This window comes from Sporosarcina sp. Y352, from assembly GCF_056786535.1.
Genome location: NZ_JBXCJE010000002.1, coordinates 150,797 through 170,346 on the forward strand (window position 1 = coordinate 150,797; position 19,550 = coordinate 170,346).

25 protein-coding genes and 1 tRNA gene are annotated in these 19,550 nt (G+C 39.9%); 21 read left to right on the forward strand and 5 right to left on the reverse strand.

Annotation, left to right across the window (positions count from 1 at the left end; genetic code table 11):
- Nucleotides 1–43: 43 nt before the first annotated feature.
- The 7 genes from AC1TO6_RS03660 (at nt 44) to AC1TO6_RS03690 (ending at nt 3,161) form a co-directional block, all read left to right on the forward strand.
- Nucleotides 44–451: a hypothetical protein gene (locus AC1TO6_RS03660; RefSeq protein WP_482100248.1), complete on the forward strand. Its 408-nt coding sequence runs from the start codon at nt 44–46 to the stop codon at nt 449–451.
- Nucleotides 451–906: a stage V sporulation protein AC gene (gene spoVAC, locus AC1TO6_RS03665; protein WP_482100249.1), complete on the forward strand. Its 456-nt coding sequence runs from the start codon at nt 451–453 to the stop codon at nt 904–906. The genes AC1TO6_RS03660 and spoVAC overlap by 1 nt, the downstream gene beginning before the upstream one ends.
- Nucleotides 900–1,901 (forward strand): stage V sporulation protein AD, encoded by a 1,002-nt coding sequence (locus AC1TO6_RS03670; RefSeq protein ID WP_482100250.1) that lies wholly within the window; start codon nt 900–902, stop codon nt 1,899–1,901. Before spoVAC ends, AC1TO6_RS03670 begins: the two co-directional genes overlap by 7 nt.
- Before the next feature lie 9 nt (nt 1,902–1,910).
- A complete protein-coding gene (gene spoVAE / locus AC1TO6_RS03675; protein WP_482100251.1) occupies nt 1,911–2,273 on the forward strand; it encodes a stage V sporulation protein AE in 363 nt (120 codons plus the stop codon).
- 68 nt (nt 2,274–2,341) lie between these two features.
- Nucleotides 2,342–2,497, forward strand: a complete 156-nt coding sequence (locus AC1TO6_RS03680; protein WP_482100252.1) for a YjcZ family sporulation protein — start codon at nt 2,342–2,344, stop codon at nt 2,495–2,497.
- 15 nt (nt 2,498–2,512) lie between these two features.
- Complete coding sequence (locus AC1TO6_RS03685) at nt 2,513–2,767, forward strand: stage VI sporulation protein F (RefSeq protein WP_482100253.1); 255 nt, start codon at nt 2,513–2,515, stop codon at nt 2,765–2,767.
- Nucleotides 2,768–2,855: 88 nt separating this feature from the next.
- Nucleotides 2,856–3,161, forward strand: a complete 306-nt coding sequence (locus AC1TO6_RS03690; protein ID WP_482100254.1) for a hypothetical protein — start codon at nt 2,856–2,858, stop codon at nt 3,159–3,161.
- Nucleotides 3,162–3,209: 48 nt separating this feature from the next.
- On the opposite strand, the gene AC1TO6_RS03695 is transcribed toward AC1TO6_RS03690, so the two are convergent.
- The 3 genes from AC1TO6_RS03695 to AC1TO6_RS03705 form a co-directional block, all read right to left on the reverse strand.
- On the reverse strand, nt 3,210–3,647 hold the full coding sequence (locus tag AC1TO6_RS03695) for a GNAT family N-acetyltransferase (protein WP_482100255.1): 438 nt from the start codon (nt 3,645–3,647) through the stop codon (nt 3,210–3,212).
- A gap of 3 nt (nt 3,648–3,650) precedes the next feature.
- A complete protein-coding gene (locus AC1TO6_RS03700) occupies nt 3,651–4,166 on the reverse strand; it encodes a YjcG family protein (RefSeq protein ID WP_482100256.1) in 516 nt (171 codons plus the stop codon).
- Nucleotides 4,167–4,255: 89 nt separating this feature from the next.
- The gene (locus AC1TO6_RS03705; protein WP_482100257.1) at nt 4,256–4,978 is read right to left on the reverse strand and encodes an esterase family protein; all 723 of its coding nucleotides are present in this window, start codon (nt 4,976–4,978) and stop codon (nt 4,256–4,258) included.
- 110 nt (nt 4,979–5,088) lie between these two features.
- On the opposite strand from AC1TO6_RS03705, the gene AC1TO6_RS03710 reads away from it, so the two are divergent.
- The 6 genes from AC1TO6_RS03710 (at nt 5,089) to AC1TO6_RS03735 (ending at nt 9,469) form a co-directional block, all read left to right on the forward strand.
- The gene (locus tag AC1TO6_RS03710) at nt 5,089–5,673 is read left to right on the forward strand and encodes a phosphatidylglycerophosphatase A family protein (protein WP_482100258.1); all 585 of its coding nucleotides are present in this window, start codon (nt 5,089–5,091) and stop codon (nt 5,671–5,673) included.
- Between the two features lie 267 nt (nt 5,674–5,940).
- Nucleotides 5,941–6,669 (forward strand): amino acid ABC transporter ATP-binding protein, encoded by a 729-nt coding sequence (locus AC1TO6_RS03715; RefSeq protein WP_482100259.1) that lies wholly within the window; start codon nt 5,941–5,943, stop codon nt 6,667–6,669.
- 22 nt (nt 6,670–6,691) lie between these two features.
- Complete coding sequence (locus AC1TO6_RS03720) at nt 6,692–7,519, forward strand: transporter substrate-binding domain-containing protein (RefSeq protein WP_482100260.1); 828 nt, start codon at nt 6,692–6,694, stop codon at nt 7,517–7,519.
- A 105-nt stretch (nt 7,520–7,624) separates the two neighbouring features.
- Nucleotides 7,625–8,275, forward strand: coding sequence for an amino acid ABC transporter permease (locus AC1TO6_RS03725; RefSeq protein WP_482100261.1), 651 nt, complete (start codon nt 7,625–7,627; stop codon nt 8,273–8,275).
- Nucleotides 8,276–8,287: 12 nt separating this feature from the next.
- A complete protein-coding gene (locus AC1TO6_RS03730) occupies nt 8,288–8,938 on the forward strand; it encodes an amino acid ABC transporter permease (RefSeq protein ID WP_482100262.1) in 651 nt (216 codons plus the stop codon).
- 279 nt (nt 8,939–9,217) lie between these two features.
- Nucleotides 9,218–9,469 (forward strand): phage holin, encoded by a 252-nt coding sequence (locus AC1TO6_RS03735; RefSeq protein WP_482100263.1) that lies wholly within the window; start codon nt 9,218–9,220, stop codon nt 9,467–9,469.
- 407 nt (nt 9,470–9,876) lie between these two features.
- On the opposite strand, the gene AC1TO6_RS03740 is transcribed toward AC1TO6_RS03735, so the two are convergent.
- A tRNA-Val gene (locus tag AC1TO6_RS03740) sits at nt 9,877–9,949 on the reverse strand.
- Nucleotides 9,950–10,063: 114 nt separating this feature from the next.
- Between AC1TO6_RS03740 and AC1TO6_RS03745 the strand changes: the two genes are divergently transcribed.
- The gene (locus AC1TO6_RS03745; RefSeq protein WP_482100264.1) at nt 10,064–10,930 is read left to right on the forward strand and encodes a DNA-3-methyladenine glycosylase family protein; all 867 of its coding nucleotides are present in this window, start codon (nt 10,064–10,066) and stop codon (nt 10,928–10,930) included.
- Between the two features lie 97 nt (nt 10,931–11,027).
- Here AC1TO6_RS03745 and AC1TO6_RS03750 read toward each other — a convergent pair whose 3' ends face one another.
- The gene (locus AC1TO6_RS03750; protein WP_482100265.1) at nt 11,028–11,171 is read right to left on the reverse strand and encodes a hypothetical protein; all 144 of its coding nucleotides are present in this window, start codon (nt 11,169–11,171) and stop codon (nt 11,028–11,030) included.
- A 327-nt stretch (nt 11,172–11,498) separates the two neighbouring features.
- Here AC1TO6_RS03750 and AC1TO6_RS03755 point away from each other — a divergent pair, with 327 nt between their 5' ends.
- The 7 genes from AC1TO6_RS03755 to tnpB all read left to right on the forward strand — a co-directional run bounded on the left by AC1TO6_RS03755 (nt 11,499) and on the right by tnpB (nt 19,397).
- Entirely contained in the window at nt 11,499–12,437 is a 939-nt protein-coding gene (locus AC1TO6_RS03755) for a Gfo/Idh/MocA family protein (RefSeq protein ID WP_482100266.1), read from the forward strand.
- 60 nt (nt 12,438–12,497) lie between these two features.
- Complete coding sequence (locus tag AC1TO6_RS03760) at nt 12,498–13,886, forward strand: aldehyde dehydrogenase (RefSeq protein WP_482100267.1); 1,389 nt, start codon at nt 12,498–12,500, stop codon at nt 13,884–13,886.
- A 207-nt stretch (nt 13,887–14,093) separates the two neighbouring features.
- Complete coding sequence (locus AC1TO6_RS03765; RefSeq protein WP_482100268.1) at nt 14,094–15,146, forward strand: M42 family metallopeptidase; 1,053 nt, start codon at nt 14,094–14,096, stop codon at nt 15,144–15,146.
- A gap of 13 nt (nt 15,147–15,159) precedes the next feature.
- Nucleotides 15,160–16,650 carry a UDP-N-acetylmuramoyl-L-alanyl-D-glutamate--2,6-diaminopimelate ligase gene (locus AC1TO6_RS03770; RefSeq protein WP_482100269.1) on the forward strand — a complete coding sequence of 497 codons (1,491 nt, stop codon included), beginning with the start codon at nt 15,160–15,162 and terminating at the stop codon, nt 16,648–16,650.
- 498 nt (nt 16,651–17,148) lie between these two features.
- The gene (locus AC1TO6_RS03775; protein WP_482100270.1) at nt 17,149–17,370 is read left to right on the forward strand and encodes a transcriptional regulator; all 222 of its coding nucleotides are present in this window, start codon (nt 17,149–17,151) and stop codon (nt 17,368–17,370) included.
- A gap of 97 nt (nt 17,371–17,467) precedes the next feature.
- Entirely contained in the window at nt 17,468–17,740 is a 273-nt protein-coding gene (locus tag AC1TO6_RS03780) for a YhjD family protein (RefSeq protein ID WP_482100271.1), read from the forward strand.
- Between the two features lie 499 nt (nt 17,741–18,239).
- Nucleotides 18,240–19,397 carry an IS200/IS605 family element RNA-guided endonuclease TnpB gene (gene tnpB / locus AC1TO6_RS03785; protein WP_482100272.1) on the forward strand — a complete coding sequence of 386 codons (1,158 nt, stop codon included), beginning with the start codon at nt 18,240–18,242 and terminating at the stop codon, nt 19,395–19,397.
- Nucleotides 19,398–19,550 lie beyond the last annotated feature (153 nt).

Genomic DNA, 19,550 nt, shown 5'->3' on the forward strand with positions numbered 1-19,550 from the left:
TATTATGAATAAAGATTAGAGCGAAAAGGCATACTGTAAGGAATTGGAGGGGACGCATATCCGTAGATTTGGTCAATTGCTACTCGCAGCTGTTTTACTATCAGGTTGTTCAGAAAACGGGTTTCGTATTGACAATCATTCTGACGAAGATGCTGCAAAAGCAGAAGAGGTCTTTAAAAGTGACGAACGACTCACTTCAGCGGTTACTGTTTTTCATGAAAATGATGTCATTTCCGGAGTTACACTTAAAACATTTTCGAGATTCAAAAAAGAGAAAATTGAAAAAGAACTTAAAGGGAAACTGGAGAAGCTATACCCTGATTTGGATGTAACAGTATCTGCAGACAGCAAAATATGGATGGAAACAAAAAAACTCATGAAATTGGAAAGTGAAAAGAAGAAAGGTGAAAAAATCAAAGAGTTAAAATCACTCATAAAGGAAGAGACATGATGGATGAAAAAAAGTATGCGAAATTAGAAAAAGAAATTTCACCTAAAACCCCTTTGTTGCGAAATATGATTTTTGCGTTCTTGACTGGAGGAACTATTTGTTTGGTGGGTCAATTTGTTTCATTATTTTATATGACGTATTTTGATTTTACGGAACGAACGTCCAGTAATCCAACTGTGGCTACAATGATATTCTTTGCGATGCTACTAACGGGTTTTGGATTATATAAAAAAATTGCACAGTTCGGAGGGGCTGGAAGTGCAGTTCCGATAACTGGTTTCGGTAATGCAGTCATTTCCGCTTCTATCGAGCATAAGTCCGAAGGTTATGTCCTTGGGGTGGGCGGAAATATGTTTAAACTTGCGGGGTCCGTCATTTTATTCGGTGTTTTTTCGGCGTTTGTGGTTGCTCTTATTAAAACGATTCTGGTTAAGTTTGGTGTCGTGTCATGGTAGGGCGCGGTCTGTTGACTTTCAAAACGACACCTTCCATTGCTGCGACAGGTGTAACAGTGGGACCTCTGGAAAGAAAAAGCCCTTTTGCGGATAAGTTCGATAAAAGGTACGACGATGAACGTTGTGGTTTGAAGACGAATGAACATGCGAATGCAAAAATGATAGAAGACGCATGCATGATTGCTCTGAGTAAAGTTGAATCCATTCCTAGTGATGCTGACTTTCTGTTAATTGGTGATCTGGTCAATCAAATGACGCCTTCAAATTTTGCAGCTGGTACATTAGGAATTCCATACATCGGTTTATTTTCAGCTTGTTCGACATCTGTATCCTCACTTTTACTCGCAGCATTGTTGACTGAGTCGGGGATGTCTACAATGGCCATTGCGGGAGCGTCTAGTCAACATAATGCGGTTGAACGCCAATTTCGCTACCCAGTTGAATACGGTGCGCAAAAACCCGAGACCGCTCAGTGGACTGTCACTGCCGCGGGGGTAGCGACTATCACGCCATATAAAAAAGGAGTACCTTCTATAGAGTGCGGGACAATGGGATGTGTAATAGACCTCGGAATGACTGATCCATTGAATATGGGTGCTGCGATGGCACCCGCGGCGGCGGATACGCTATCACGCCATTTAAAAGGCCATGGGAAAGATGTAAGTGACTACGATGTCATAATGACAGGGGATCTTGGGAAAGTCGGATTTGAGTTATACAAAACGCTCGCAGGTAATCAGGGAATTGACGTATTTGATAACTTTCGGGACGCAGGTAAAGAATTCTACGGTGATGACACATCCTTTTTAGCAGGGGCAAGTGGAGCCGGTTGTTCGGCAGCTATTTTTTTCACGGAAATAATCGATAAAATGGTGGCAGGTGAATATAAGCGTGTCCTTCTCATTGCGACTGGTGCGCTCTTATCTCCGTTATCATTCCAACAAGGAGATACGATTCCGTGTATCGCGCACGCAATCGAATTAACGATGAAATGAGTGTGGCTAATGGTTTCGATTTTTATTACCGCCTTTATTGTAGGGGGTCTTATCTGCGTGGTTGGACAGCTTTTATTCGACGTCGCAAAACTGACGCCTGCGCATACATTATGTATTTTGGTTGTGGCAGGTTCAGTATTAGACGGTTTTGGATTGTATGAGCCTTTTATCGATTTTGCCGGGGCAGGTGCAACTATACCGATTACATCGTTTGGCAACTCGTTGACACATGGAGCGATGGCGGAGGCTGAAAAACATGGTCTCATTGGTGTAATGACAGGAATGTTTGAAGTGACAAGTTCAGGAATTAGTTCTGCTATTTTGTTCGGTTTCATTGCTGCTATCATTTTTAAAGCAAAAGGAAAGGTTTAATAGTCATTTAGCCCTCTAACTTCTAGTTGTGTCCGCATAGGATATATAGAAAGGAAGGGGGTATATTTATGTTCGGATGCAATTCGCATGTAGGTGGTTATGGCGGCGGTGGTTGCGGCGGTTATGAAAGCGATAAATGCGATAATTATGGTGGTTCGACATTTGTCCTCATCGTAGTTCTCTTCATCTTGCTCATTATTGTGGGCCGCAGTTTTTATGTTTAAGAAAGGGGATATTAGATGAATGATTCATTTTTCCGGAAAATCGAATCAAAAACAGGCGTCCCGATGGAAGAAGTGTTTGCACTTGCAAATGCAATCCAGTATGCGGATTTCAGTGATGAACGGCAAGTGAGGAAAATCATACGAAAAGTGGGTAAACTCGCCAAAAAAGATGTTCCTCAAGCTACTGAAGATGAGCTTGTCAACTCTATCTTAAAGAATGGTAAAGCCGTAAATATTAAAGATATTCAAGATATGCTTGGGCGGCAATAAAATAAAAGTACAGAACAGTAGAATAATAGGTTTAACGGTAGCACTTTAAGGATATACTAATAGAAAATGTGGAAATGGGGTGTTAACAATGGGCTATATATTACCGATTCAGCCAATACAATCTCAAATGTACGCAAACCGATTGAATATGGATCTCCACGATTTCGCATTTATCGAAAAGGTCGGCAGGGTTAAGCTTGATTCGGATTTTTCGGATGAATTGAATGGATCCTTTTCTCGGGAACAAGAAAAGGATAAGGGAGATGTAGAAGGTAAGCCTATTGTTAAAATACCTCCATCATATCAAGGATTCGTCTTACCAAACCCCGTTAATCTGTCACCAATCATTGCTCAAGTTGTAGGAAAAGGTATATCAGTAAATGCATATATCTAATGAACAATAAGAAAAAGGTTCGCATTGCTATTTAGCAATGCGAACCTTTTATGATTCAATAATAATTTTCTCCATTGCACGGTGCGGAATGTCCGCATCCATAAACTCTGGTGAAGTAATAATATATCCTAATTTCTCATAGAAAGGAACAGCGTATGCTTGAGCATTCAAAGTTACTTTCTTCATATCTACGTTTATTGCATGCTCTTCAAGTGCATTCATTACGAGATTACCCAGATGTTTACCGCGGTAGTCTTTTAAAACACAAACCCTTTCGACCTTCCCAATTCCATCACTGATTACTCTGATTCGACCTGCTCCGATTGGTGTTTCGGCCGAATAGACGACGAAATGCACTGCAGTCTTGTCAAGAGGATCTAGTTCAAGATTGAGGGGTACTCCTTGTTCTTCCACGAATACTTTTCTTCTGACAAAAAATGCGTCTTCTCTTTCAAGGTCAGAAGTTGCGATTTTTACTTCGAACAACGGTCAGTTATCCTCATCGAGGCGGAATGTTTCGTAGACCGTCCAAGAGCCGTCTTCAAGCTGGTAAGTTAGGTGAAGTCGATCAATCGTTTCAGTATGATCGACACCAATCATTTTCAATTGACCTATGATATCGTCGTGCTCGCCGGAAGATAACTTTTGTGCAATCGTCACGTGGGGAACGAATGCATATTCAGGATCTTTACCGAAAAAGTTGAAATTCAAATCTTTATGCAATGCAGCCAATTCATCGTTTAGAGTGGCCTTGAAGTAAATCGTATTCGTAATAGGGGCAAAAGTACCCACTTTCGAAACATTTAATTCGAACGGACCGTGTTTTTTAGTTATTTCTTTGATGGCTTTAGAAACTTCATCAATTTCCTGGTCGTTCGCTTCGAAAACACCTTTAACCGTCAAATGTGGAGTAATTAGTGCGTAATGCGGGTCGTATCTTTTCCGATAGCCATTCGCTAAATCTTGAAGTTTCTTAGATGGAAATGCAACAACGCCATAATTCAATATGAAAACCTCCTAGGTAAAGTTATTGTTAAATGCTTCATACAATCAATTATAACAGAATATCCTGCAAATTGTCCGTTTAGACTGACTTAATGGCCAAATACCATTTTTATAGCGCGGGGGATATCGGGTTGCCAATACTTCCAAGTATGATTTCCGTCGAATTCTTCATAATAGTATGGAAACCCTTTTCTTACAATCAACTCGTTTAATGTCCGGTTGGGTGTAAGAAAGTCCTGGACACCGTCAACCTGTGTGGACACTTCATTCTCTCCTGTTCCGATCACATGATAAATCGAGAAACAAGAAGAATCTTTTGCAGCTTCCACTTTTTCTAGTACCAAATCATCGACATAAGGGGAATGAAGAAGTACTCTTCCGAATATATTAGGGTATTTCAAAGCAGTCAATAGTGAAATCGTAGCCGCAAGTGAATCTCCTATGAGTGCTCTGCCTGTGCCTATTTGATAAGTCGGGTAATTATCATCGATAAAAGGGACAAGCTCGTGGGCCAAAAATCGGATGTATGCTTCTCGTCGATCACCTTCAGGATGATACATGCGCCTTCGTTCCTGGACGCTCTTGTAAGGGACGCCAACGACAATCACGTTCTCTATTTCTTCTTTTTCAAGCAACCCATCGATGACTCGTCCAATTCGTCCATACTGAAAATAGTCTTTTCCATCGGATGCGATTAGAACTGAGTACTTATATAGTGGGGAATAGTTGTGTGGTAAATGAATAAGTAACTGCATTTCCTCATCAAGTTCTTTACTATAGATTGTTATGTCCTCTATTTTACCGTTCTTCAAGATGAAACCTCCTAAAAATGCGTATATAGTGAAATTGTATCATATCGGCAAGGTCAGGTATAATGGTTGTGTTAAGTTTATATATTACTTACAAAAGGGGTTGAACAGTAATGCATGACGACAAAAAGGTAGTTCATTCAAAAGTTGTAACTGATGCAACGAAAGCAGCTTTGAACCGACGCGGTGTAACGCTTGAATCGGTTGCAGAAATTGTCTACGAAATGCAATATCCTTACAATAAAGGCCTCACAATGGATCACTGTATTGAATCTGTTGAAGGTGTACTCCGAAAACGTGAACTCCAACATGCAATCTTAGTGGGAATCGAGCTGGATGAACTTGCTGAACAAGGTAAGTTGTCCGCACCTTTACAACAAATTGTTGAATCGGATGAAGGACTCTTCGGAGTCGATGAAACAATCGCACTTGGTGCCGTATTTACATATGGATCCATTGCAGTAACGACATTCGGTCATCTTGACAAAAATAAAATAGGAATTATTAATGAACTGGATACAGTAAAAGGAAAAGCAATCCATACGTTCCTTGACGATCTCGTTGCCAGTATTGCTGCTTGTGCATCATCAAGAATCGCACACAGAACGCGTGATTTACAAGAAGCCGGCGAAACCTTCGAAGATATCAGACCTGATGAAACAATGCCTGAAACGAAAGTGAAAGGTGCACAAACATAACGAAACGTATATGAAAGCCCGAAAGGTTTAAACCAACCTTTCGGGCTTTTTTGTATTAAGGAGGTTCATTCAATAGAATAAGATATAACTTTGAAAGTGTACTAATCGTGTTGTATTTTTAACAAATGTAACCGTTTTCAAAAAATCAAGTTGACAACTAAATTGTGAATAGATAGAATGGCATACATGCATGACAATTTAGAAATTGGAAATGATTCAATGAACTCAGTTCTTTTTGAGTTCGAAGTTGTTAGAAAGGGGTAAGGCATGATTTCATTTGAACAAGTCAATAAATATTATGGAGATTTTCAAGTTCTTAAAGATATTAATCTCACTATGAAAGATGGAGAAGTAGTTGTCATCATCGGTCCATCGGGCTCTGGTAAAAGTACGTTACTTAGATGCATAAATAGGCTTGAGACAATTACCGAAGGAACGCTTACCGTGAATGACACCGTAGTCAATGACAAGAAAACGGATATTAACAAATTGAGACGAAATATTGGAATGGTTTTCCAACACTTTAATTTGTATCCACACAAAACTGTTCTTCAAAATATTACACTGGCTCCAATGAATGTCTTGAAGCAATCAGCAGAAGAGGCAAAAAAGACTGCGATGTATTACTTAGAAAAGGTAGGAATTCCTGACAAAGCATCTTCCTATCCATCGCAATTATCTGGGGGACAACAACAACGCGTCGCAATTGCGAGAGAACTTGCTATGAAACCGGACATCATGCTTTTTGATGAACCTACATCTGCTCTTGACCCGGAAATGGTCGGTGAAGTATTGGATGTCATGAAAACGCTTGCAAAAGAAGGTATGACGATGGTGGTTGTCACACATGAAATGGGATTTGCCAAAGAAGTTGGAGATCGAATTGTCTTCATAGACCAAGGCAGAATTTTAGAAGAGGCACTTCCGGTTGAGTTTTTCGAAAACCCGCAAGAAGAAAGGGCTCAAGTCTTTCTCAGCCGTATATTAAATCATTAAAAACAAAAGGGGAGATGTTGATATGTTTAAAACAAAAAAGATTCTTTTATTAACGATTACTGCAATTATGTCAGTTATGCTTTTGGCAGCTTGTAATTCGGAGGACGACAATGCAGCGAGTGATGCAACAGAAGGGAAAAATGTACTAGATACAATTAAAGAACGCGATAAAATTGTGTTCGGTGTAAAATACGACACGAAATTATTTGGTTTAAAAGATCCGGCTACAGGAGAAGTTGAAGGTTTTGATATCGATGTTGCTAAGCAATTAGCAAAAGAAATCCTAGGCGATGAAACGAAAGTTGAATTTGTAGAAGTAACATCTAAAACAAGAATTCCATTATTGAATAAAGGCAATATCGATGCAATTATCGCGACAATGACAATTTCAGAAGAACGTGCAAAAGAAGTTGATTTCTCAGACGTATATTTCAATGCAGGTCAATCTCTTCTTGTGAAAAAAGGAAGTCCTATTCAAAGTACTGACGACCTTACAAAAGATACAACTGTAATTGCTGTAAAAGGGTCTACTTCTACTGATAATATACGTGAAGCAGCTCCAGATGCACCCGTCTTAGAATTTGAAAACTATGCAGAAGCTTTCACTGCACTTAAAGCTGGAAAAGGTGAAGTATTAACAACAGATGACTCAATCCTTGCAGGAATGGCTTCTGAAGATGATTCATTTGAATTAGTTGGTGAACAATTTACAGAAGAGCCTTATGGGATTGCTGTGAAAAAAGGTGAAAAAGAACTTGTAGATGCGCTTAACACTTCGCTTGAATCACTAAAATCGAACGGTGAATTCGATACTGTTTATAACAGTTGGTTTGAAGGTTTGTTGAAGTAAAAGGGTGTTTCTATATTGGCAATGTATAGTTTCACAAAATAGTTTGATCAATCAGGATGGGCATCTATTGCCCATCCTGATTGAATTAAGTGAGGTGGAAAGATTGTGGATTTCTCAATTCTAATAAATTATTTCGATATGTATTGGGATGGGTTTAAAGTTACGTTATTAATTAGTCTTATCGCATTAATTGGAAGCTTTTTGATTGGTGCTATCGTCGCGGTAATGAGAATTATTCTGTTTGCACCGCTTCGTTGGATAGCCACAGCTTATGTAGAGTTTTTCCGGAATATTCCACTACTCGTTATTGTGTTTTTCTTTTATTTTGGGACTCCGTCCTTGGGACTACAGCTCTCAGGATTTACTGCAGGAACAATTGGATTGACTATTTATACGTCTGCTTTTATCGCAGAAGCGATTCGCTCAGGTATTTTGTCTGTTCCCAAAGGGCAAATGGAAGCTGCAAGGTCGTCAGGTTTAGGCTATGCTCAAACAATGAGAATAATCATCCTACCTCAAGCTATTAAAATTGTAGTACCTCCTATTGGTAACCAATTTATTAATTTAGTGAAAAACTCATCTATTTTGGCGCTCATAGCCGGTACGGAACTGATGTATCAAGCAGACCTTATTTCGGCCAAAACTTATGTAGTCTTTGATGTGTACATATTTGTCGCTTTATTTTATTTAATCATAACCATTCCATTAAGCTTAGGCGTATCTTATCTTGAAAAACGTCTTGCTAATAGCCATTAAGGAGGTGTCATAATGGATTTTTCAGGTGCATTTAGTCCAGATAATCTTAAATTTTTAATGGAAGGTTTTTATGTTACGTTAAAAGTTGCTTTTATTTCAATTTTTTTCAGTTTTATAATAGGTGGGGCAATCGGAACTTTACGATTTGCTAAAATACCTATCCTTTCAAAATTACTAGCGGTTGTTGTGGAAACAATCCGGAACTTGCCACTACTTCTAATCATATTATTTACTTATTTTGCACTGCCAGAGATGGGTATTAATCTCAGCATAACTGTTTCCGCTATTGTGGCATTGACTGTTTTTGAATCAGCGATGTTAGCTGAAATTGTCCGTGGTGGATTGAATTCTATTGAAAAAGGGCAAATGGAAGCAGCACGTTCATCAGGACTTACATATGTTCAAGCGTTGAGAACTGTTATTTTGCCGCAAGCACTTCGAAGAATGGTACCAAACCTTGTTAGTCAGTTTATATCACTTCTAAAGGATACATCGCTTGCAGTTGTTATAGCGCTTCCGGAGTTGCTTCATAATGCAAAAATCATTCAAGCACACTTTCCAAACGAAGTAATTCCAATCTTTATATTAATATCCCTTATGTACTTCGTTGTGAATTACGCTTTGTCTCTACTTGCACAAAGACTAGAATTGAAAACCACATAAATGTTTTTTAAAGTGGAAATCCCTTCGCTAATAGGCGAAGGGATTTTTTGCGTTCGGAATCCATTTTTTCATTGGGGGAAAGTTCCTTGTATTTTTTGAAGATATTACCCTCTGCATTCAATCGATCTAATGCAGTGTTGTAGATATATTTCGGAATAGGAAAAGAATCGGGCGTGGAGCGGAAATGAATGAAATTATAGTGAATACGATAGTAATACAGGCCATATCTAACTTTCGTGTTTTTGGGTCTTAGAATTATAGGATAAAGGAGGTATTATAATGAATGCAGAAAAACTAAAGCAGCTTGTCGCGTTATTCGGGGGATGGCTGTCAGCGTTACTCTTATATTTGGGTACTCTAAACGTCAAATTCGAATGGTTTGACCAGGAATCGATAACAGCACTTGAAACATTTCTAATGGCATCAATTCCATTTGCCATCGCATTATACGGTGTATACAAAAATAGCTACCGTATAAGTAAAAAAGCGAAGATGCAAGAGGAGACCTTAAAGAAAAATGGATTGAAGTGATATAGTATAGAACTTTTTCAGTTCCCCAGAGGCATCCCTAAAGCGCTAAGCGATCTAAAATGTACACACTGAATTAACAGCTCTATCTATAATGGAAACTCTAGCGAAGGCGCGGCAAAGGGGTAGCTGAAGCCCTGAGACTGGATGCGAAGCGCATATCCAGGATCATGGCGAGAGGCATCCCCAAAGCGCCAAGCATCTGCGAATTCACACTTCGAATTTTTCAATTCTCTCGATATCGAACTCCTCAGCGCGGGAAGCGGTCTACACTCCATACTCCGAACCCGCCCCTATACATAAGGAAGAATTTAAATATTATTATCAAACAAAAAAACACCATCCAATGAAGGATGATGCTTTTAGAAAAACCTTTGTTCCTAAAGGCTTTTTTCGGGTTTAACACCCAATGGTCCCGACTGGGCTCGAACCAGCGACCCCTACCTTGTCGAGGTAGTGCTCTCCCAGCTGAGCTACGGAACCGGGAATTTAAGTAGTGCTTCTGCTTACTGCACAAGTTCTATTATAACCAATCTGTAGAGGAAGTCAATACTTTTTGGGAAACTATTTTACTAGCGTATAATAAACGATAGAATCATGAAGAAAGAGGTGTTTTTAATCGACGTTCAATTCTCATTGCCGTTCGTTTACGATTTTGATCGAGCAATTGCGCGACTTGCAAGAGACCCTGTAAATACGGTGGATTTGCATAGTTGTTCAGTTCGCATTCCCATGAAGGAAGGGAATATTGTCCACTTACAAAGTACAGGCACAAAACAATTCCCTTCATTTAACATAGAAGAAGCGATTGATGAAAATCAAGTTAAAACGGTTAAGTCAATTTTTCACTTTGATAAACCGCTGGATGCCATCGGGAATCATTTTGCAAATACGGACCTTGGAGCACTTTTCCTCGAATATGAAGGAACGCCGCTTATAAAAAGTTTTTCTTTGTACGAAACTTTAATGAAAAGTATTATTCATCAGCAACTAAACCTTTCCTTTGCGCATACATTGACCAAGCGTTTCGTGGAAACGTTTGGTAGTGAGTTGGATGGTGTCTGGCGCTATCCCACCGCTGAACGTATTGCGTCCCTAGATGTCTCCACTCTGCGTGAATTGCAGTTTAGTTCACGTAAGGCTGAATATGTCATCGGACTGTCGCAAGCGATTGCAGAGGGGAAGCTGGACCTTGAGCGATTTACGCTAATGGATGATGAAGAAGTGACATCGGAATTGGTTGCATATCGTGGAGTGGGTCCATGGACGGCGCAAAGTTTTCTCATGTCAGGTCTTGGGCGTCCGAATTTATTCCCATTGGCGGATATTGGTCTACAAAATGCATTGAAAAAGTTATGGGGAATGGACCGCAAGCCTACGATCGATGAAATGCTTGTTCATTTTCCTGATTGGACACCCTATTTAAGTTATGCTGCACTTTATCTATGGCACAGTATCGAGTAAACCATATTTAAAAACAGCTTTCCCGGTAAATTACTGGAAAAGCTGTCGTATGGTCCATGTTAAATTAGTGTCATGAATTAGTATGTGGAATTCGTTATCAGTGTATGGGTTCTTCGATTTGTTGCACCTCATCAAAATAAAGGAAATTTTCTTCTTCAAGTTCAACCAGACGTTCTTTATTTATTCCCGATGAAAGATTACCTTCAAAGATTGTTTCCCACCAAGTATCAGTTGTTGTCATGTCCATTTCCTCCTTTAGATTCTTTGCTGTTTAAATTTTCTATTCCCTTCATTGCTGTCATTCAAAACGTGAAGGCGTGTAAAGGAATCCTAAGACCTATCTATCTTTATTCATCTCTCACCTCCATAGGTTGGAGGTGAATGGGGTTTAATTCCTGTTCAGCGGGTGTCCAAACGCCCGCTGAATAAAGATTAAGCCTCCGGCGGATGTCACAGATTTTGAAAGAAGTCAATCGAGCAAGCTCGATTCAAAATCTGGACGCAATTACGCCGAGGCGTAATTGATATTAGCTTTGTAAAAACGAACTTTCAAAAAGGGGTTGTCTAGATGAATAAGACTACATTTGCAATCGTCGGCACAGGAATTGTCGGTGAACGGATTATTAATCAATTGCGTAACAATGATACTGCACTCATTGTGGCGCTGTTCGATGAAAATGACAAACGTCTTCAAGAAATGGCGAATACATATGGGCTTTATGCGGCATCCTCTTATGAAGAGGTACTCGCATTGAGACCGAACTGGGTCTATATTGGAACTCCGCCTGTATCGCATGCTGTTCTTAGTACGGAAGCGCTTGCACAAGGTTTGAATGTACTTTGTGAAAAACCGCTTGCACATAATGTTGCAGATGGATTGGTTATGTCTTCAGCCGCGGCGAACAAGTCGATTCAAACTGCAATGCATTTTCCATTGATCTACAGTCCATCAGTCAGGCATATGATGAAACTTGTTAATGAAGGTGAAATCGGTGAAGTTGTTCGAATTGAGTTGCAAACCTATTTTCCACATTGGCCACGCGTTTGGCAGCAAAATCCATGGATTGCTTCACGTGAACAAGGTGGCTTTACACGAGAAGTATTCCCGCATTATCTTCAGCTTATGTACAGGATGTTTGGTGAACTGGAAATCATCTCCCACCAGACCACTTATCCTATAGATGAAACGCTTGCGGAAACGAGCGTCATTGCATTTGGCGATACGGCAGGCGACATACCATTCCTCCTGAACGGCATTTCAGGAATCGGCCAACAAGAAGAACTGTCTTATACAGTGTATGGAGATAAAGGTGTTCTGAAACTGCGCAATTGGTCGGAACTTAGCATGGCATTAAAAGACAGTCCTTTTGAGATATTGACTTCTTCTGATTCAGTGAAAACGCTTGTAGATGAATGTATTGCAGCCGTAAATGGGGAAGATGCGTTGCTTGTTTCATTCGAAGAAGGTCTTGAGATACAAAAAGTGATTGATATTCTTTTAGCATAATGATTGCAACCTCTATCTATTATATTTAAGATTATAAGAAATAGAATATGGAGGGATAACATGAATTTTACTGCACAAGACGTAGAATCGATGATAACTTCCCAGCGCTCATTTTATTTTACTGGGAAGACACGGAGCGCTGCATTCCGAAAAGAAATGCTCGGTAAGCTGAAGGAAGCGATTACCGCCAATGAAGTAGAAATCACGGAAGCCTTACATAAAGATTTGCGTAAAAGTTCTTTTGAATCCTATGTAACGGAAATTGGATTCGTCCTATCGAGTATTACTTATATGATTAAACACTTAGAAGACTGGATGGAAGAGGAATCAGTCAAAACGCCTGTCCACCTTCAACCTGCGAAAAGCTTCATCGTTCATGAACCTTATGGATCCGTCCTTATTATTGGACCTTTCAACTATCCATTTCAGCTCGTTATGGAGCCACTTATCGGAGCGATTGCAGGTGGGAATTGCGCCATCGTTAAACCTTCTGAGACATCTGTTCATACTGCGCATGTCGTTAATAAAATACTGACGGAAACTTTTGCGCCCGATTATATTCGAGTCGTAGAAGGAGAACAGGAAGAAACGTCAGCACTCATCCACGCTTCATTCGATTATATTTTCTTTACCGGAAGTGTGGCCGTTGGGAAAGTTATTATGAAAGCTGCGGCGGAAAGGTTAACGCCGATTACGCTTGAACTCGGCGGGAAAAGTCCGGCGCTTGTTGATCAGACAGCTGATTTACAAAAAGCGGCTGAGCGAATTGTTTGGGGTAAATTTTTGAATACTGGACAGACATGTGTTGCACCGGATTATCTTCTCGTCCATCATACTGTCAAAGAACAACTAATTAAAAAAATTCAATCATCTATTCGTAAATTTTACGGAAAAGATATTTCGCAAAGTCCAGATTACGGAAGAATCGTCAGTGAAAAACACTTCAACCGACTCGCCGGAATTATTGATGCGGACCGAACTCATGTAATAAGCGGAGGGAATTCTGACCGTTCTGACTTATTCATTGAACCGACACTTCTTGATAATATATCTTGGAATAGTGCTTCAATGGAGGATGAAATATTTGGGCCGATTTTACCGATTTTGACATATGATAACCTTGAAGATGCGCTTCACCGGATTCGTCAATTGCCGAAACCACTGGCCGCATATTTCTTTACTGAGAATAGTCGAGCTGCTGACTACTTCATTGAAAACCTTCCGTTCGGCGGTGGATGCATCAATGACACAATTGCGCATGTTGGAAACGTCAACTTACCATTTGGCGGAGTCGGTACTTCCGGAGTGAGTTCGTATCATGGAAAAGCTAGTTTTGATACATTTACGCATGCCAAGTCTATGATGAAAAAAAGTACAACCATTCCAATGTCACTTGCATTTCCACCATACGGCAATAAGCTGAAAATAGTAAAACCGCTCATCCGATAATGGATAGCGGTTTTCTATTCTTTAAGGTGTGAGAAACGGCAACAATCAAACGTTAGCTATTGACTATGAAGGGTACTATGAATTGAAAAAAGTTAGAACAAAAGTATTCCATTAGGCACCTCGGTAAATCTACATTATACTTAAAATATATGATGTAAAACTTCGAAAAGCCGGCTACTTTTGAAGGGGAAGAAAGGGGACTTGAAAATGCAAACTGTATTTGATGAAAAACAGATTGTTACGCTACTTAAAAGACTTGTTGAAACACCTAGTCCATCGGGATATACACAAAAAGTGATGGAGCTAATTGAGCAAGAACTGAGCGATATCGGGGTATCCTACAAGAAGACAAATAAAGGAGCTATCATCGCTACGATTGAAGGTTCTAATACTTCACGTCATCGCCTGCTCACAGCACATACGGACACACTTGGCGCAATGGTTAAAGAAATTAAAAGCGATGGTCGTTTGAAACTGGATATGATTGGCGGTTTCAGATGGAATGCAGTGGAAGGGGAATATTGTCTCATCCATACAGCTTCAGGGAAAGAAGTACGGGGAACAATTCTTATGCACCAGACGTCTGTCCATGTTTATAAAAATGCCGGAACAGCTGAACGAAGCGCAGATAATATCGAAGTACGTATAGATGAAAAAGTGACGAAAGCAGATGGAACACGTGCACTGGGTATCGAAGTTGGCGATTTTGTCTCATTTGACCCGCGTTTTGAAACGACAGAAAGTGGATTCATTAAATCACGTCATCTTGACGACAAAGCGAGTACAGCTCTCTTACTTGGATTGATTCGTTCATTAAAAGAAGAAAAATTACAACTTCCGCATACGACGCATTTTTATATTTCCAATAATGAAGAAATCGGCTATGGTGGAAACTCTAATATTCCAGAAGAAACAGTTGAGTACATAGCGGTCGATATGGGCGCAATTGGAGATGGTCAAACTTCGGATGAATATACGGTTTCAATTTGTGCAAAAGATTCAAGCGGACCGTATCATTATGCATTGACACGGCATTTGTCGAACTTGTGTAAAGCGGGAGATATTCCGTTCAAACTCGATATTTACCCGTATTACGGATCAGACGCTTCTGCTGCAATCCGTGCGGGATTCGATGTTAAGCATGCGTTATTCGGTCCAGGAATTGAATCATCTCATGCTTTAGAACGGACACATACCGATTCACTGAAAGCGTCTGCAAAGTTGCTACGAGCATACGTGACTTCAGCAATGATAGATTAAATGGAGGGTTTTTATGGATACAAAAAATTTACTATCAATCTTACCTATTAAACAAATAACAGGGACACTCCCACCAACTGTGACAGATATTGCGGTAGATTCACGTTCGGTAAGTGCGGGAGGGGTTTTCGTCTGTATCGAAGGGTTCACAGTGGATGGTCATAAGTTTGTGGATAAAGCCATTGAAAATGGAGCACGCGTTATCGTTGCTTCGAAACCCGTCAACGTCGATTTGACTAAAGTTGCTTGCGTCATGGTTGAAAATACTTCACGGGTTATCAGTTTGTTGGCACCACGGTTTTTCAGCTATCCTTCAAAACGGCTGACGATGATTGGTGTAACAGGGACGAACGGAAAGACTAGCGTGAGTGGCATCATACAAGCAATACTCCAGCAAGCAGGTGAAGTATCAGCAGTTTCTGGAACAATTGGCTTTGAGTTGAATGGAACACTATATGAAACTGAAAATACAACAGCAGACGTACTGACGACACAGGGAATGATTGCCCGTGCATTGGAGGAAGGCTGTACAACAATGACGATGGAAGTTTCCTCTCACGGACTCGTAGAAGGTCGTTTAGCAGGAACGGAATTCGATATTGCTGTTTTCACAAACCTAACGCATGACCATCTCGATTTCCATGGCACGATGGATCACTACGGTTATGCAAAAGGTTTATTGTTTTCACAACTAGGACAAGACATGGAAAAACGGAAATTTGCAGTCATTAACGCGGATGACGAATGGTCCAATAAGCTACTGGAAATGACTTCTTACCCAGCCTTTACATATGGCATTCAAAATGAAGCGGTATTTCGTGGATCGGATATCGAACTTGCAGCAAACGGAACGGTATTTAAACTAACTTCACCTGATGGGGAGTTCCGGGTCGCTATGAATTTGATAGGCGAATTCAGTGTCTACAATGCATTGGCTGTAATCGCTGCTCTATACGCTAAAGGAATGGTTATAGAGGATATCCTAAATTACCTAGGGAAGATTTCAGCCGTCAAAGGTAGAATGGAACAAGTACCGACACAATTGCCGCTAACGATGTATGTCGACTACGCACATTCGCCGGATGCGATTGAAAAAGCGATTGCTGCAGTCCTCCCATATAAGAAGGAAGGAAGCCGTCTTATCTTCGTCATAGGGACAGGAGGCAACCGCGATCGGATTAAACGTCCAATCATGGCGGAAAAAGCATCTGTTGCTGATTATGTTGTCTTAACGACAGACGATCCGAGAGACGAGCCGTATGAGTCAATCCTATCTGAATTGGAAGCTGGCATGCTGCATAAGCAGTATGCATGTATCGGTGATCGACCAAGTGCTGTGCGCCACGCAGTTTCAGTCGCAAATTCCGAAGACATCATCATATTTGCAGGAAAAGGGCATGAGGACTTTCAAATTATCGGCTCTATAAAACATCCGCATTCAGATGCAGAAATCGCGCTAGAAGAAGCGGAAAAGAAGTTTGGTACAGGGTTATTTATTAATTAATTGAAAGTTAGCTTGGTCCTGACTAAAGGAACTTTTTTTGCACTACCATCTAATTGGAACGTCCATCCGGGCGTTCTTTTTGTTCATGCAATAGAAAAGTGATAGGCGGCTTTGAGAATATTTACAAAACATTAACGCTCCATTCAAAATGGCTTAATAAAGGCGTGTTAATCTTTAAATGTACCAATACTCTAGACATAGGATGTGGTGATATGAAAATAATTAAAGATATGAAATTTAAAGTTGTCATCTCTTTTCTTGTGATTATGTTTCATACCCATTTGGCGTAGCGTATTGAACTATAAATAGTTATATCATTAAACGCTTCGGCATTATTTTTTTATCTAAAATTGAACGTTACTTAATGGGCGTACACAGTGCATAAAGGTCGTTCATCTAAATAGTGATCGTAACTAAAAACATCTCTCACAAGATGCTTTTTATTTGCTTGTAAAGCGAACGTATATTCTGTATGATGGATGAAAAGGGGGAACGAATGTGCGTGGCCAATTATTGAAGTCACTGAAGTACAACGAGTCACTGGATATGATGTACATGGCTAAAGATGGTTCAATCAGTAAGCGAAGAATCAAAGTCCTACAGGTTGGTGAGGTATCCTTCCGAGCCTATTGTCATCTTCGAGGATCCAAACGTACTTTTATTATTGATAATGTACTGGCACTTGTTCCCATCATTCGTAAAGAGAGTAGGGTAATCTAATGGCGTTTATTCCATCAGATGCATTACCGCATTTTGAAAATATGATTTACTTACCAATGGTTATAACAATTTTAGAGAGAGACCAGGCTCATTTAAATTGAAAAAGCCTTATGTAGAAATTATTGAAAGTGCACTAAAAATCGTCCGAGCCGAATTAAAAGAAACGAATCTCTATGCCCGAAGTGAACATTTAAAGTTAATTAAACAAGGGAAAGACGGCACGTTTACTGAGTATGCCTTTTTCCATGGTGGCTATGAAGACAAAAGACGCTACATGAACATGCGGCTGCGCAACAGGACGGAAGAGCTAATATCTATTTACTTTGCGATGGTAGGAAATCAGAGCAGTAAAGGAGTGGCTGTAACGTGATAGATCAGAGCGCTGAGAAGCATGCTATGTCGCTGCTATTTCGAGAACATTTAGCAGAATTAAGCTGGTATAAAAAAGTCGATGAAAGTAACGGTAATACGGAAACGACCAAATTGAAACATAACAGACGCACTAGGCCCGATGCTAACCAAAACTGTTTATCTTGAAATTCGGCGAGAGGTTTTGTCAACGAAAATAAGTAACGAATATATAAAAGTCAATATTAACAATAGCATGAGTGTTAAATAGATTATCAAAGTGTTTTTAGGTTTGTTTGTTATTTAATCAAAAGGAAAATGACGAAGGAAGAAGCGCGGATAGTCAAACAAGACATTTATCTGTTTACCGAAAGAAGACTCTCACTTCACTCACGACAAGGGCGTAGCCCAGTGATAAGTGGGAGATGAATTTCGGTTGGAAAAAAGTCCAAAATATTCGCTTTAACGGAACGGTTATTCTGTTCTTGTCACATAACCCTTTTGAAGCGAGGTGAAAATACATGATAATCAACAAAGCCTATAAATTCCGTATCTATCCAGACATAGAACAACAAATCCTCATTGCTAAGACAATCGGGTGCAGTCGCTTTGTCTTTAATCACTTTTTGGCTAAGTGGGATAGTATCTACAAAGAGACGGGCAAAGGATTGTCTTATATCGCTTGTTCCGCCGAGTTAACGCAATTAAAAAAACAGGAAGATACAATTTGGTTAAAAGAAGTGGATAGCACTTCTCTTCAGTCGTCCTTAAAGAATTTGGCTGATTCATATGAACGATTTTTCAAGAAACAAAACAAAGCTCCGCGTTTTAAATCAAAGAGCAATAACGTGCAATCCTACACGTCAAAGCATACCAACGGAAATATAGCAGTAGTTGATAACATGGTTAAGCTACCTAAGTTGGGCTTGGTGAAGTTTTCTAAAAGTCGTGAAATTGATGGTAGAATTCTTAGCGCAACGATTCGACGTAACCCTTCGGGTAAATACTTTGTATCTATTCTTGTTGAAACAGAAGTTAAAGGGTTACCAAAAACTGGTTTATCTGCAGGTGTTGATGTTGGCCTGAAGGATTTTGCGATCTTATCTGACGGAACGATCTATAGAAATCATAAGTTCTTTTGTGCACTAGAGAAGAGGCTGATACAAGCACAGCGTATTCTTTCAAGACGACAAGAGGCCGCCTTAAAGCGGAAATGTAAATTAAGCGAAGCGAGAAACTATCAAAAACAAAAGATAAAGGTTGCTCGTATTCACGAGCAAATTAGCAACGCAAGAACGGATTACTTGCATAAAATCTCCTCCGAAATCATCAAAAACCACGATGTTATCGGAATAGAGGATTTGCAAGTATCCAATATGCTCAAAAACCAAATGTTTGCTAAATTAATTAGCGAAGTAAGTTGGTCGCAATTCAGAACGATGCTTGAATATAAGGCGAAATGGTATGGGAAACAAGTTATTGCTGTAGGTAAAACATTCCCATCAAGCCAACTTTGTTCATCTTGTGGATATAGAAACAAAGACGTTAAGAATCTTGCCTTGCGTGAATGGGATTGTCAAGGGTGTGGAGACCATCACGATAGAGATATTAACGCAAGTATAAATATAAAAAATGAAGCCGAAAGGCTTTTAACCGCAGGGATTGCGGGGTTAGCCTAATCAATAACTGACGGTTACGTCAGTGGTCTTAGGAATCTCCCACTTCTAAACGAAGTGAAAGTGGGGGTAATTCAAGATTGCGTGCTCATCGCGATGATGTTAAAATCAGAAGTAATAGTATTGTGGTGATGGAGGAATAAAACGACCAATCCA